At 43.1% G+C, this 14,999-nt stretch carries 14 protein-coding genes, 1 tRNA gene and 1 pseudogene; 15 read left to right on the forward strand and 1 reads right to left on the reverse strand.

The genetic code is table 11. The features are described from left to right. Positions 1-129 precede the first annotated feature (129 nt). The 15 genes and pseudogenes from FTV12_RS02300 (at position 130) to FTV12_RS02370 (ending at position 14,036) form a co-directional block, all read left to right on the forward strand. Positions 130-510 (forward strand): hypothetical protein, encoded by a 381-nt coding sequence (locus FTV12_RS02300; RefSeq protein ID WP_125278366.1) that lies wholly within the window; start codon positions 130-132, stop codon positions 508-510. Continuing rightward, positions 480-1,118 (forward strand): autotransporter outer membrane beta-barrel domain-containing protein, encoded by a 639-nt coding sequence (locus FTV12_RS02305; RefSeq protein ID WP_180033464.1) that lies wholly within the window; start codon positions 480-482, stop codon positions 1,116-1,118. The genes FTV12_RS02300 and FTV12_RS02305 overlap by 31 nt, the downstream gene beginning before the upstream one ends. A 331-nt stretch (positions 1,119-1,449) precedes the next feature. Beyond that, a complete protein-coding gene (cysS, locus tag FTV12_RS02310) occupies positions 1,450-2,871 on the forward strand; it encodes a cysteine--tRNA ligase (protein ID WP_180033465.1) in 1,422 nt (473 codons plus the stop codon). A 65-nt stretch (positions 2,872-2,936) separates the two neighbouring features. After that, positions 2,937-3,012: transfer RNA gene (locus FTV12_RS02315), tRNA-Gly, on the forward strand. A 273-nt stretch (positions 3,013-3,285) separates the two neighbouring features. Further along, positions 3,286-4,263 carry a KpsF/GutQ family sugar-phosphate isomerase gene (locus FTV12_RS02320; protein WP_004786235.1) on the forward strand — a complete coding sequence of 326 codons (978 nt, stop codon included), beginning with the start codon at positions 3,286-3,288 and terminating at the stop codon, positions 4,261-4,263. 3 nt (positions 4,264-4,266) lie between these two features. Then, the gene (locus FTV12_RS02325) at positions 4,267-4,806 is read left to right on the forward strand and encodes an HAD family hydrolase (protein WP_180033466.1); all 540 of its coding nucleotides are present in this window, start codon (positions 4,267-4,269) and stop codon (positions 4,804-4,806) included. 33 nt (positions 4,807-4,839) lie between these two features. Beyond that, positions 4,840-5,388 carry an LPS export ABC transporter periplasmic protein LptC gene (gene lptC / locus FTV12_RS02330; protein WP_180033467.1) on the forward strand — a complete coding sequence of 183 codons (549 nt, stop codon included), beginning with the start codon at positions 4,840-4,842 and terminating at the stop codon, positions 5,386-5,388. Next, on the forward strand, positions 5,372-5,938 hold the full coding sequence (lptA, locus tag FTV12_RS02335; protein ID WP_180033468.1) for a lipopolysaccharide transport periplasmic protein LptA: 567 nt from the start codon (positions 5,372-5,374) through the stop codon (positions 5,936-5,938). The genes lptC and lptA overlap by 17 nt, the downstream gene beginning before the upstream one ends. After that, on the forward strand, positions 5,938-6,681 hold the full coding sequence (lptB, locus tag FTV12_RS02340) for an LPS export ABC transporter ATP-binding protein (RefSeq protein WP_004786227.1): 744 nt from the start codon (positions 5,938-5,940) through the stop codon (positions 6,679-6,681). Before lptA ends, lptB begins: the two co-directional genes overlap by 1 nt. 140 nt (positions 6,682-6,821) lie before the next feature. Continuing rightward, positions 6,822-8,363 (forward strand): annotated as a pseudogene (locus FTV12_RS02345) (TolC family outer membrane protein). Beyond that, a complete protein-coding gene (locus tag FTV12_RS02350) occupies positions 8,360-10,498 on the forward strand; it encodes a type I secretion system permease/ATPase (RefSeq protein WP_180033470.1) in 2,139 nt (712 codons plus the stop codon). Before FTV12_RS02345 ends, FTV12_RS02350 begins: the two are co-directional and overlap by 4 nt. Further along, positions 10,495-11,682, forward strand: coding sequence for an HlyD family efflux transporter periplasmic adaptor subunit (locus FTV12_RS02355; protein ID WP_004786223.1), 1,188 nt, complete (start codon positions 10,495-10,497; stop codon positions 11,680-11,682). Before FTV12_RS02350 ends, FTV12_RS02355 begins: the two co-directional genes overlap by 4 nt. 114 nt (positions 11,683-11,796) lie before the next feature. Further along, the gene (locus FTV12_RS02360) at positions 11,797-12,396 is read left to right on the forward strand and encodes a YigZ family protein (RefSeq protein ID WP_159122803.1); all 600 of its coding nucleotides are present in this window, start codon (positions 11,797-11,799) and stop codon (positions 12,394-12,396) included. Further along, the gene (locus tag FTV12_RS02365; RefSeq protein ID WP_004786220.1) at positions 12,389-13,006 is read left to right on the forward strand and encodes a DapH/DapD/GlmU-related protein; all 618 of its coding nucleotides are present in this window, start codon (positions 12,389-12,391) and stop codon (positions 13,004-13,006) included. Before FTV12_RS02360 ends, FTV12_RS02365 begins: the two co-directional genes overlap by 8 nt. A gap of 187 nt (positions 13,007-13,193) precedes the next feature. Continuing rightward, positions 13,194-14,036, forward strand: a complete 843-nt coding sequence (locus FTV12_RS02370; protein WP_034703837.1) for a universal stress protein — start codon at positions 13,194-13,196, stop codon at positions 14,034-14,036. Between the two features lie 170 nt (positions 14,037-14,206). Here FTV12_RS02370 and FTV12_RS02375 read toward each other — a convergent pair whose 3' ends face one another. Then, positions 14,207-14,872: an O-methyltransferase gene (locus FTV12_RS02375; protein ID WP_179992294.1), complete on the reverse strand. Its 666-nt coding sequence runs from the start codon at positions 14,870-14,872 to the stop codon at positions 14,207-14,209. Between the last annotated feature and the right edge of the window lie 127 nt (positions 14,873-14,999).

The following is a 14,999-nucleotide window of genomic DNA, read 5'->3' on the forward strand; positions in this document are numbered from 1 at the left end:
ATCATTATTTTACAAATACTTAATTAATTCCTCTATGGTAATTCATGAGTGTTTTTATCACTCATAAGACCTTAATTTAAATTAAAAATAGCTTGATAACTAAAGATGATAAGGGGTATGAAAACTAAGATGAAGACAATTACAACAGCTCTTTCTTTGGCGGTAGTTGTTATAATGGTGACTGCATGTGGTGGTGCAAAATCCTCTACAACAGTGAATACACCCCCGACTAATGGCGGTACTACACCGACTACGCTTGCTTATACCTATGACAAAGCTAAATTTAATGTTGTGGATAACGCTGCGCCTACTAAACAGGTAAGGATCGAGATTGCTGATCTTGATGTTCAAAAGAATGCATATCTGCAACATTCTGTCCAAAAGATATTTAAATACATTCAGGATTATCAGAATGGTACGATCACGGCTGAAGACCTGACCAATGCGGGGATCGCAATTCAAGATCCGTCACCAACATTTTGGCTGATGCTTCAACTGAAACTGATGTAACTGGTCTGGGCGCTTATGCAAAATGGCAATCTGACAAGGGTGTATATGTTTCAGGTAATGTGCAGCTTGGTTTCGGTGATGTTGAGTTTAACCGTACTGTGACTGATGGGCTTGATTCGGTGAAAGAATCCAATAAAGCTGATCTGTTTAAATACGGTGCTTATGCTGAACTGGGTTATGACTTCTTCGCTGACCGTCTGACTGTTTCACCATACATGGCTTTAAGCTATAACGCTGCAAAACTGGATGCGGTCAAAGAAGATACTGTTATTGGTCTGACTGTAAGTGATGTAGATGTGGCTGAAACTAAAGCGCATGTGAGTGTGCGTTTTGACTATGAGCTAAACCAGAATCTTTACCTGACTGGTTATGGTGAGTATACCGATGCCTTTGATCGTGATAATGGCATGGTCACAATCTCGTCCAATGTAGATAATACAATCCAGTATGGTTATCAGGCTCCGCCCTTTGACAAGGATTACTTCTTATATGGTGTCGGTTTGAACTATACCAGTGGCAATAAATGGAACTGGTTTGGCGAGTTGACAGGTAATGCATCTAAATCAAGCGATTACCTGATTCAGTTAGGCTTGAAATACCACTTCTAAGTCCTGAAATGAAAAAGCCCTCTTAAGATAGAGGGCTTTTTTTAATTACTGAATTATGATTTTTCAATAATCAGGTGTAGCTTTCACGGATCATGCTGATGGTTTTACAGGTGGTATTTAGTAGATCATTATGGACTTTATTTCTGAAAGTCCTTAATTTCTTTACTCATACTGCAAATTGCAATTTAAGGCTCTTACGTTCCATGCATGATCTGTCTATGTAATAAAAAATAACAGCAGAAAAAGTCTTGAAAACTTTTCTTAAAACTTTATGAAAAATAATGCTTAGGTTAAGATGAGCCATCATTTGTAAAAGCATTCTAGAAGACCTATGCAACCATTTGTTCTATATAACTCAGAGCAACGTAAAAAAGTAGAATTTGTGCCTCGTAAAGAAGGTCAGATTGATCTGTATGTCTGTGGGATGACGGTCTATGACTACTGTCATATCGGACATGCACGTACCGTGGTTGCATTTGACTATATTATCCGTTTTCTGCGCAGTCAGGGCTGGAAAGTAAAATATGTCCGTAATATCACTGACATTGACGACAAGATTATTAAACGTGCTAATGAAAATGGGGAAAGCATTTCATCACTGACCAGCCGTTTTATTGATGCCATGAATGAAGACTTCGCCAAGTTAGGCTGTCTTGCACCGGATGAAGCACCAAAAGCCACCGATTACATCAATCAAATGCAAAACATGATTGGTACGCTAGTGGAAAAAGGGACTGCATATCCGGCAAATAATGGCGATGTCTATTTCGAAGTTGAAAAATTTACCAAATACGGTCGTCTTTCAGGTCGTAAACTGGAAGATATGCAGGCGGGTGCTTCTGAGCGTGTCGATGTCGAAGTTGAGAAAAAACACCCGTTTGACTTTGTGCTGTGGAAACATGCAAAAGAAAATGAACCTTCTTGGGCTTCACCATGGGGCAATGGTCGTCCAGGATGGCATATTGAATGTTCAGCCATGTCTACCTGCTGCTTGGGCAATCATTTTGATATTCATGGCGGTGGTGCTGACTTAAGCTTCCCGCATCATGAAAACGAGATTGCACAATCTGAAGCAGCGACAGGTGAGCAGTATGTGAACTACTGGATGCATGCCGGCTTCATCAATGTTGATGGTGAAAAGATGTCGAAGTCTTTGGGTAACTTCTTTACCATCCGTGATGTGATTGAAAAATTCCATCCAGAAGTGGTGCGTTACTTTATCGTATCCTCACACTACCGCAGCCCGGTGAACTATTCAGATGTAGCTTTAAAAGAAGCGAAAAATACGCTGATGCGTTTCTATCATTCTTTTAAAGCTTATCAGGCAGTGTATGGCGAACAGCTGGTTGATACGTTAGATCAAGGCTTTGTTGAGCGTTTCAATACAGCCATGTGTGATGACTTCAATACACCAGAAGCCGTTGCTGTATTGTTTGAACTGAATAAAGAGCTGAACCGTGCAGTAAAAGATCAGAATCAGGAACAGGCTACAGTTTATTATTCTACTCTGCGTCACCTGACTAATATTCTGGGTCTGGTACAGCACAATGTCGACGAATTCTTAAAGTCTGATATTGGTCAGGAAGCTTTAGGCTTGTCTGAAGAGCAGATTGAAGATCTGATCCAGCAACGTAAAGATGCCAAAAAAGAGAAAAACTTTGCTCGTGCCGATGAAATCCGCCAGTCTTTATTAGACCAAGGAGTGGTGCTGGAAGATACCCGTCAAGGAACTGTATGGCGTCGTGCTGATTAATTCGACAGTTGAATCAATAGAGAGTTGACAGTTAGCAGAAACTCTCTATAATTCACTCCCATATTGCGGGAATAGCTCAGTTGGTAGAGCACAACCTTGCCAAGGTTGGGGTCGCGAGTTCGAGTCTCGTTTCCCGCTCCAAAATTCAAAAAACCCTGATCGAAAGATTGGGGTTTTTTATTGCCTACGCAAAATAAAAAGGACAATGAGGGCTGATTAACATAATGAAATTCTGAATATGGAAGAGCTTTCAGTCAGGGAAATTTTAAAACATTCTGTTTAAGTTTTATGAAAAGCTCTACATTTTGAAACCTGCTATTTGCATAGATATGATAAAATTGCGAAAATTATTTTTTGCTAGAATGAGTCAACTCTGTATAGAGTTAAGGTAAACCTACTTTGAACCCACCAAATATGCCAAATCAAATAGACTTCCAGAAAGTTGCACTTGAAACCTTGCGTATCGAAGAACAAGCATTACAGATTTTAGCCACGCAGATCGATGAGCGTTTTAGTCAGGCATGTGAAATTATCCTGCAGTGCAAAGGTCGTCTGGTGATTACCGGGATGGGGAAATCCGGGCATATTGGCCGTAAGATGGCGGCAACTTTTGCGTCTACGGGTACGCCTTCATTCTTCATGCACCCGGGCGAGGCAGGGCATGGGGATCTCGGTATGCTGGTACCGGGTGATGTACTGATCGCCATTTCAAACTCAGGCAAAAGCGATGAAATCATGATGCTGATGCCTCTGATCAAGCGTCTGGAAATTCCTTTAATTACCATTAGTGGGGATGCCAAAGGCCCAATGCCACAAAATGCTGATGTGGCTTTAACTCTGGGTCATCTTCAGGAAGCCTGTCCACTTGGCCTGGCACCGACTTCGAGTACAACAGCAACTTTAGCGCTGGGTGATGCACTGGCTGTCGCTCTTTTAGATGCACGTGGTTTTACTGCTGACGATTTTGCCTTGTCACATCCAGCAGGTGCCTTGGGTAAACGCTTATTGCTGCATGTAAAACATCTCATGCATACAGGTTCCGAGCTACCAAAAGTGTCACCAGATACACCGATGAATCAAGTTTTATACGAGATTTCAAATAAACGCCTAGGTTTAACCACAATTGTGGATCAAAATGACCTATTACTGGGTATTTTCACTGATGGTGACTTGCGCCGCCTGATCGACAAACAGCAAGGTTTTGATGTCAATTTACCGATTCAGGAAGTAATGACCAAAAATCCGCTGACGATTTCTCAGGAAGCGCGTGCTGTCGTTGCACTGGAAAAAATGAACGAACGTAAAATTAATCAATTTGTTGTGGTTGATGATGCCAATAAAGTCATTGGTGTAATTAGTATGCATGACCTGATTCAGGCTGGGGTAAATTAATAGATGGCATCTTATGTATTATTAGAGCAGGCACGTCATATTGAGGCACTGGTACTTGATGTAGATGGTATTTTAAGCGACGGTTTTGTCACATTGACCAATACGGGTGATGAGATCAAGTCTTTTGATATCCGTGATGGGCTGGGTATGAAACTGGTACAGCAAGCCGGAATCAAAGTGATCATTATCACTGGACGTCAAAGCAATATCGTACAAAAACGTATGTCGGATTTGGGCGTAGATATGGTTTATCAGGGCCGCGAAGATAAAGGAACTGCTTTGCGTGAAGCTTGTACTCAGCTCAATATCGACCCTGAAGACTGTTTATACATGGGCGATGACTGGCCTGATCTTTCTGCCTTTGCAATTGCAGGCATGAAAGTGACTGTTCCAAACGGCCATGTTGAAGTACGTCGTCGTGCTGATCTGGTAACGCAGGCCTATGGTGGTCGTGGTGCGGTACGCGAGATTTGTGACATGTTACTGATGTCCAAAGGTAAGTACCAAGAGTTACTTGAAAAATATACTCGTGCGCCTTATTAATAAGTCATATATCCTAGATTAAGTACACCGCTTATGGACACTAGAGTTTTATATCTTACGGCTATTATCATTGCCGCAATAAGTGGTGGTTATTACTATTACAGCGGTAAAGGCAACAAGTTGCAGACTGATTCTGCACGTAGCATGACCTATTCTGCGAATAATATTAACTTAACCCAAACTGATGAAAAGGGCATGTTGTCTGTTCGTGCCCAGGTCGACCAGCTTGAACAAAATCTGCAGCTAGAGACTTCAAGTCTTAAAAATCTGCAGGCAACGACCTATAAAGGCGGTCAGGTTGATGCGACATTCTTTGCCAAACAGGGCAACGGTTATGATGACAATACAAAAGTTGTACTTTCTCAAGAAGTGCTGGCGACCAAGATCATGCAAAATGGAAAAATGCAGTTCCGCACCGAGGAGCTGACGGCTTTTCCGAAAACACGTGAAATTGAAACCGATAAAACTGTCATTGTTGAATCTCCACAGGCTGAATTTATCAGTCAGGGCCTAAAAGCCAATCTTAATGATGGTCAATACGAATTCTTTAATATTCGAGGAAAGTATGAACCAAATTCCTAGAGCTAAAATGATGAAAACTTTCCTTAAGCGCGCTGCGTTGTTAAGTCTGGTTGCATTGGGTTCAGCCACTGCGTTTGCATTGCAATCTGATCGTAACCAGCCGATTACCTTATTAGCTGACCGTGCGACTTTTAATGAGCGTACTGGAGTCACCACTTATTCGGGTAATGTCATCATTGAACAGGGCACCATGAAATTGCAGGCCAATTCAATTGTGGCGAATCTGAATAATAAAAAACAGATTAGCCTGATTACGGCAACAGGTAGCCCGGCTCAATTTCAGCAGAAAGTTGATCCTGCCAAAGGTTTGGCCAAAGGTCAGGCACAGAAAATTGTATATAATGCGGAAACCGGGATTATTACATTGTCTGGAAATGCCTACTTGCAGCAAGATGGCGCTAGTATCCGTGGTAATACACTGAAATACAGCATGAATAAAGGCGATATTGAAGCAACAGGTACACCAAATAAAACCGGTTCAGCTGCAGGTCGTGTACAAATCGTGATTCCGCCTTCTTCTTCGAAATCCTTCCCGGGAGCACGTGATTAATGGCACAGACGCATCAGGTTCAGACTTTAACCATTAAGCATCTGGCGAAAAATTATAGTAAACGCTGGGTAGTCAAGGACGTTTCCTTCAGTATGGAAAGTGGGCAGATTGTTGGGCTTTTAGGGCCTAATGGTGCAGGTAAAACCACCAGCTTCTATATGGTGGTGGGTCTGGTGCGTATGGACAAAGGTGAAATCCATCTGGATGATCTGGATTTGTCGGACTTGGCAATGCATGAACGTGCGCGAAAAGGGATTGGCTATTTACCTCAGGAAGCTTCTATTTTTAGAAAACTAACCATTTCTGAAAATATTATGGCGATTCTGGAAACCCGTAAGGATTTAAGCAAAGCTCAGCGTCAACAACGTTTAGCCGAATTACTAGCAGACTTTAAAATTACCCATATTAAAGATTCATTGGGTATGAGTGTTTCGGGTGGTGAACGTCGTCGTGCTGAAATTGCCCGTGCGTTGGCGGCCGACCCAAAATTCATGTTATTGGATGAACCTTTTGCCGGGGTTGACCCGATTTCAGTGGGTGATATTAAAGATATTATTACGACGCTGAAAGATCGTGGAATTGGGGTATTGATTACCGATCATAACGTTCGTGAAACTTTGGCCATCTGTGAACATGCCTATATTGTCAGCGAAGGTTCAGTCATTGCTGAAGGCACGGCACAAGAAATTCTGGCCAATGAAACGGTACGTAAAGTTTATCTGGGTGATGACTTTACTGTATAGAAAATTTTCATTATTAGAAAAAACCCGCATTAAGACTTTAGTCGTCAAATGCGGGTTTTTTTACTTAACTTAAGACGAAAAAGCTATCTTTTCGTATGATTTGATATATTGTTAGGCTAAAACACGAAACACTCATTATTATGCAATTTAGGGTGCAGCACTTAAAAAATGTTCAGGGGATAATAGATAAAAATAAGGGGATATGGATCATTCTTCTTTTACCTTTATCTGTGCCATTCGTACATGCAGAAAATTCACAGAATTATTTTAATAATATTAAAAGTGGGTTAGGAAAACTGATTGCTCCAGAGCCAACGCGATCAGCGCAGACGATTGATATTAGCTCACTGAGTCAGTACTCACTGGATACCTCAAAAGTAGCCGAACTGCCACAGATTAGTCGGCCGTAGCAGGGACAATCTTCAATTCGACCTATAAATGCTGGTATTCCTGCAAAAATGAGTCTGATTGAGGCGGTTCATACAGCAGTTCAGCGTCGTCCGGAAATTGCCCAGAGTATTTCGTCTTTATCTGCACAGGCCGCCAATATTGATGTGGCCAAAGCAGCCTATTATCCGCAGTTATCTGGCGGTGTAGGTACCGGAGATTTGACCTCAGGTGAACGTGGACGTCAGGTGGTTTCTCTGAATGCAACCCAGATGCTATATGACTTTGGCAAGATTAAAACCAATGTCAGTGTTGAAGAGGCGAGATTGGCAGAAGAACAGGCAAGAGTATTGGTGAGTCTGGATCAGGTGGCACTGGAAGTAGCGGATGCCATCGTCAATATTAAGCGCTATCAGGAAATTACCAAGATTGCCGAACAGCAGATTCAGGGCATCGCACGCATTGCAGAAATTGCCAATTTACGTGCCCGCGCCGGGATTAGCACACAGGCCGATCCGGTTCAGGCGCAGTCGAATCTGGAAGCTGCACAATCTAACCTGATCGTGCAACAGACCCAGTTAAGACAATATCAGCAACGTCTACGAACTTTATTGGGATTTGATGTCTCTGCAATCCAATGGGAAATTTCAGATCGTATCGTGACCCAGGCTGATCTTTATCAGGATCCTGAATTTACCCAGATTCCAAGCATGATCTTGGCACATTCAGGGGTAGATGTAGCTCGATTGCAAAAAGATCAGGCACGTTTAAGCCGTTATCCGACCATTAATCTGAAAGGTAGCTTAAGTCAGGCAGTCAATGGTCGAAATCCAAATAATAATGAAGATGATGGCTTTTATAATTCAATTATGATTGAAGCTAGCAGTAATTTTTATCAGGGGGGCGCTGTTCGGTCTCAGGCACGTGCTGCCAGTTATGCCGAAGAAGCGGCACGCGCACAGGTCAATACCGTTTATCTGGATGTGCTGGATCAGGTTCGCTTAATCCGGGAACAGATTGAAAATAAACAAAGACAAATGGATGTCCTGGCTCAGCGCCGTGAAACCACGGTACGAACCAAAGAGCTATATCAAGAACAATATAAATTGGGCACACGGACTGTAGTGGATTTATTAAACGCAGAACAGGCTATTCACAGCGCAGCACAGGAAATTGAATCAGCGCGCTATGACATCTATTCGGCAATTGTGCAATACATTCAGGTGACAGGTCGTACACGGGATATTTACGCGCTTAACCGTATTTCTATTCAGGGGTTTGAAGTTCAGCCATGAGTACTATAATAAATTATCAGCCGTGGCTTCAGGCAGTTTTGAATATTGCCAAGCATTATCGGATTGAACCATCTGAGGAACGGATTCGTCTGCAACTGGACTGGAACCAGCATCATGACATTGATGAAATGCTCAAGATTGTCAGCCGTCAGATGGGATTGAATGTCCGTAAAAATAAATTTGATAGCAGTCTGCTGAATCCCTGGCGTTTGCCCTTATTGGTTGAATTTGATAGCGGAGATGTCGGTGTTATTGAACGTATCGACACACAAGGCAATGTCAGTGTACAACTGAGTGGAGATGCCGGTTTATCGCAAAGTTTTACCATCGAGCAGTTAGAGGCTGGTGCGAAGCATGTTTATATCCTGCGACCAGAGTCTTCTGTACCGGATGCGCGTGTCGACGAATATATCAAGCCCTTTGAGAAAAACTGGTTCTGGTCAATTGTATTGAAAGACTGGAAACGCTATATCGATGTGATGTTTGCCTCTTTAATCGCCAATATTCTGGCTTTGGCAACGATTGTCTTCTCGATGAACGTTTATGACCGTGTCATTCCTTCACAATCGATTCCTACTTTATGGGTGTTGGCCGGTGGTGTACTGATTGCGGCGATTTTCGAGTTTGTATTGCGGGTATCCCGTATTTATCTTTCAGACATTATTGGTAAACGGGCTGACCTGAAAATATCTGACCGGGTATTTGGGCATTCCTTAAGAATTAAAAACAGTGAGCGTTCCAAATCGACCGGAACGTTTATTTCGCAGATTCGTGAACTCGAAGGTGTGCGTGAACTGGTCACTTCAACTACCGTGACGGCTATTGCAGATCTGCCATTCTTCTTCCTGTTCCTGGGGATCTTCTGGATTATTGGCGGCAACCTGTTCTGGGTCATGCTACTGGTAGTACCACTCATGATTCTTCCAGGGATTCTGGCGCAGAAAAAACTGGCTAAGTTGGCACAGTTAGGAATGCGTGAATCTGCGATCCGTAATGCTTTATTAGTGGAAGCCGTACAAGGGATTGAAGATATCAAGCTGTTAAGAGCTGAAACCCGCTTCCAGAACCAATGGAATCACATGAATGAAGTCTCTGCTGATGTCAGCATGCAACAACGTAAAATTGTTGGCTTAATGACAGCATGGACCCAAAAAATTCAGGGACTCACCTTTGCCATTGTGGTCTTGGTCGGTGCATTTGCGGTGATGGATGGTGAGATGACCACGGGTGCTTTAGTTGCCTGTTCGATTTTATCATCACGGATGCTGGCACCTATTTCACAAATTACCGGTGTCTTGGGCCGTTTACAGCAAGCCAAAGTTGCTAAAGGCGGTCTGGATGAGTTAATGAAAAAACCGGTGGATCAGCCGGATTATTCACATCTGATTCACCGTCCTGTATTGGATGGTCATTATGAGCTGAGTGGCGTGGTATTCAAATACGGCGATGATGATCCCAAACCGAGTCTGGTCATTCCAAAACTGGAAATTAAGCCAGGTGAAAAAATTGCAATTCTGGGCCGTAACGGTGCAGGTAAATCGACGCTGTTACAACTGTTGTCGGGCATGCAAACCCCAGCACAGGGTAAGGTCAAACTGGATGGTATTGATCTGACTCTGATCGATCCTTCAGATGTACGCCGTGATATGGGCCTGCTCAATCAGAATTCACAACTCTTTTACGGCAGTATCCGTGAAAACCTGACTTTGGGTGCACCGCTCGCTACAGATCAACAGATTCTGGAAGCCTTGCAAATCACTGGTGCACTTAACTTTGTTCAGGAGAAAAAAGAAGGTCTGGATCATATCATTCTGGAAGGTGGAGTGGGCTTCTCGGGTGGACAGCGTCAAGCCTTGTTACTGGCACGGCTCCTGATCCGCCAGCCTAAAATTTTGTTGCTAGATGAACCAACCGCAGCGATTGATGACGTTTCAGAAAAGCAGTTAATTGATCATCTGAAAGGGTATCTGTCCCATCGTACACTGGTAGTGGCAACGCATCGTCGCGCCGTACTGGAGTTAGTTGACCGTATTCTCGTGGTCAATGATGGCAAAATTGTCATGGATGGTCCACGAGACCAAATATTAAATCAGTCACAGGTAGGAACTAAACGGGTCGTGGGAGCAAGCGCATGAGTGAACCACAAACATTAACGCGTTCAAACAAAGTGAGCTTTCAGGAACCGCCATTACCTAAATCTAGTCTGATTATCTGGATTGTGGGCATTGGCTTGTTAATTCTATTGACATGGGCCTGGCTATTTAAACTGGAAGAGGTCTCGACCGGTACGGGTAAAGTCATTCCATCTTCCAAAGAACAGGTGATTCAGTCTCTGGAGGGCGGCATTCTAACCAAGTTAAATGTTAAAGAAGGCGAGATTGTAGAACGTGGCCAAGTCTTGGCTCAGCTTGATCCAACCCGCTTTGAATCAAATGTCGGTGAATCAGAATCCTTACTAATCGCTTCACGTGCGACTTCCGCCCGTTTACGTGCAGAAGTGAGTGGTACGCCATTGTCTTTCCCTGAAGAAGTGCTGAAATATCCGAAACTGGTTAAAGAAGAAACCGCACTGTATCAGTCACGTCGTGCCAATCTGGAAGAATCTCTTGCCGGCTTGCAACAGGCATTGGTACTGGTACAACAGGAACTGGAAATGACCGCGCCATTGGTGGCTAAAGGGGCAGCCAGTGAAGTTGAAGTTTTACGGTTGAAGCGAGAAGCCAATGACCTGCGTAACCAGATGAATGATATTCGTAACCAGTACTATGTTAAAGCACGGGAAGAACTTTCCAAAGCCAATACTGATGTGGAAACTCAGCAACAGGTGGTACGCGGCAAGTCAGATACCTTGAACCGGACCATTTTTAAATCCCCAGTTCGTGGCGTGGTCAAAGAAATTGATGTCATGACTTTGGGTGGCGTGGTACCACAAAATGGCAAGCTGATGACCATCGTGCCTCTGGATGAAAAATTACTGGTTGAAGCTCGGATTTCACCACGTGATATTGCTTTTATCCGTCCTGATCAGGAAGCACTGGTTAAGATTACTGCCTATGATTACTCGATTTATGGCGGTCTAAAAGGCAAAGTGACTGTGATTTCGCCAGATACCTTGCGGGATGAAGTCAAACAGGATCAGTTCTACTATCGTGTGTATATCCGTACCGATAGTGACAAATTGAGAAATGCCGCCGGGCAGGAGTTTAATATCACACCAGGTATGGTGGCCTCTGTTGACATTCGTACCGGCGCAAAAACGGTAATGGACTATCTGATCAAGCCATTCAACAAGGCTAAAGAAGCATTGCGTGAACGTTAAATTTAAAAGTAATTAATAAAATTAAATTGAATCAAGCCTCTCGTTTAGAGAGGCTTTTTCTTTGCCCCATCAAAACAGGTATACTGCACAGGTGAAATTTGAATGCCTGAAGTTATGCCATTTACCATTGCCAGCCTTGTCAGTTTTGAGGAAGACATCAAAAAAAGCCGATTTCAGGCCTTTGCCACACCTGTAGAAAATGAGCAGGATGTGAAGGATTTTCTGGAGGTCTATCGTGATCCGACCACCACTCATCAATGCTGGGCCTGGAAAATCGGTCATCATGTACGCTTTAATGATGATGGTGAGCCATCGGGTACCGCCGGCCGGCCGATCCTCGCGACTATTGAAGGCAATGAGCTAACCAATGTACTGGTACTGGTGAATCGCTGGTATGGCGGTATTAAATTAGGCACCGGCGGACTGGTCCGTGCCTATGGCGGCTGTGCTGGACAATGTTTGTTATTAGCTGAAAAAATTGAGCTGATTGAAAAGAAAAAGGTCGAATTTGCTTGCCAGTTTAATGAGTGGGCGATTTTTCAGTATGAGTTGAATCAGCAGCAGATTGACTATCAGGAAGAATATTCGGCTGAAGGCGTACAGGTTCAGGCACAATTTCAGAAACATCAGATTGAACCTTTTGCTCTGAAGATTCAGGATGTTACTCGCGGACGTGAACAATTAAAAATCATAGAAGAAGCCACAGATGACTGAACCAGATCCATTACTGAAATATCGTGAGCAGCATAAACACCGCCTGAATTATATGCCTTGGCTATATTGGTCCTTAAAACCCAAGAATCGTGGTTGGGCTGAAGCTTGGCAGAAAGAATATCAGACCTATCTGATGGAGATGGAAACAGTCGAAATTGGCGAAAACTGTTTTATTTCGCCGTTGGCGCATATCTTTGCTGAGCCGGGTCGTAAAATTAGTATCGGAGATAATACCTTTATTGCGGCAGATTGTACGCTACATGGTCCTTTGGAGATAGGGAGCGAAGTTGCAATCAATCATCACTGTATTCTGGATGGTGGTCGGGTTGGGATTAAACTGCATGATCAGGTACGCATCGCAGCCTATTGTCATCTTTATGCCTTTGATCATGGGATGGAACTGGAGCAGCCGATTTATCAGCAGCCAGTCAGGTCCAAAGGGATTGAGATTGGTCGGGATGTTTGGCTAGGTGCCCACGTCGGCATAAAAGATGGGGTGAAAATTGCCGATCAGGCGATTATAGGGATGAATAGCATGGTCACGAAAGATATTGAAGCGCGTGCAATTGTCGCCGGAAATCCGGCAAAATTGATTCGATATCGGGATTAAAATAGTGAAAGAAGTTCTTGGAAAAAGGATTTATATCAGGTGCTTAATATTCGGTAAAGGTCTTATCACATCACATAAAAGTTAACATATTTCAATTCAAGCCTTACAGATTTCAGTGCACATTTACTAATGCTTGTGCTAAGTTAAAAATAACTAAGAAATTTTTATTATAAAAGAGAGGCTGAACATGAAACGTGTCATTGCCTGCATAGACTCCTCACCATGCACGAACGCACTTGCAGATGCGGCTGCATGGATTGCCAAACAGACCGGCCGTGAACTGGTTTTATTACAGGTTCTGGATTATTACCCGGCCAGTTATCATCTTGGGGAAATTAGCGGTGTGATTGGCTTTGAAAGCAATGCCATGTTGCTTAAAGAGCTGGCTGAGCTGGAGCAAAAGCAAAGTGAAATTGCGCTTAGTTATAGCAATAATCTGCTCCAGCATATTTCGGACCGTATCTTTAAAGATTATGGCATCCGCACCACCCATATTCAGGAAAAGGGTGATTTTCTGGAACAAAGTTTTCAGATTCTAAAACCTGATGATATTGCAGTCATTGGACTACTCGGTGAGCGTTCTGCCGAGAAAAATAAGCCAATCGGCACCAATGTAGAAAACTTTATCCGTGGTGCTAACTGTACAGTGATGACTGTAGGGGAACACTTCAGACCACCGACACGTTTTATCTTTGCTTATGAATATTCACCAACCTGTGTGAAGATGATGAAACGTATTGCAGAAAGTGATTTATTAAGACAATTACAATGTCATCTGCTTTATATCGGGGATCATGTGGAAATCCTGAATGAGCCTCTGCAATATTTGACAGAAGCAGGACTAGAGGTCGTTCCAGAATACCGCTACGGAGAAGTGGCTGAAAATATCCTGTCTTATCAGCAGGAACATGGGATTCAGTTAATTGTCTTGGGGGCATTCAGTCACAGCAAGATCCACCAGTTCTTCTTGGGCAGTATTGCGACAACGATTTTCCGAAATTCTAAAGTGCCATTATTGGTAGCGAAGTAGAAAGAGGGTGATAAAACCTACAGAAATGTATTTTTTGATAAATTGTTACAGCTTGAATTAAAAATAACCAGAGTTATCCTCATATATTGTGGATAACTCTGTGGTTACATTCTGTAAGATGATGTTATTTATCGAGAATACTTTATTGGCTGATTTTTGTTCTAGTTGTATTATTTGACAATTGCGAGTGCAAAACCATCATGTCCTTTACTGCCAACGGTCTGTAAAGCAGTACAAGATAAGATACGTGGATGATTTTCCAGCGCTTTAAACATGTCACGAATGCCTTCAATACTTGGTTTTTTATTATCCGGATTGATGATATCACCGGCACGAATCACATTGTCCAGGAAGATAATGGTACCGGAGTGAGAAAAGTTTAAGCTCAGCTCCAGATATTCAGGATAGCTTTGCTTATCGGCATCAATAAAAATAAAGTCGAAAGCTTCAGTATCTTCAGGCAGGGCACGAAGCACATCTGCAGCACGGCCACATTTCAGCTCAACTTTCTGTTTTAACTGTGCACGATCAATATTTTCCTGTCCCATCGCAGCATGTGTATCACGGCCTTCGATTGTCAGGATATAACCGTCTTCAGGGAGGGCACGAGCCAGCCACATGGTGCTATATGCAGCAAAGGTTCCTAGTTCCAGTACGCGCTTGCACTTATTCATCTGGATCAGCATTTGCAGCAGCATGCCCTGATTCGGCGCAACAGCCAGATGATCTGGAAAACCATGTGCAGCAGTATTTTCAAGAGTCTGATTCAGGATAGGATCTTCAGGAATTAAATGTGAATCAATGTAGCGGTCAATATCTGTCCACATTTGTTGCATAGTACTCGCACCTTTGTTGTGATGCGTGCATTTTAAACTTTTCCGGGCACAGCGCAATTTATTGTTCTATATTCGCTGATTTTTTAGGCTATACAAAGCCAAAAGCTGGCTTTGTATAGAAAATGAA

The organism is Acinetobacter sp. YH12233, assembly GCF_013417725.1.
GTDB lineage: Bacteria > Pseudomonadota > Gammaproteobacteria > Pseudomonadales > Moraxellaceae > Acinetobacter.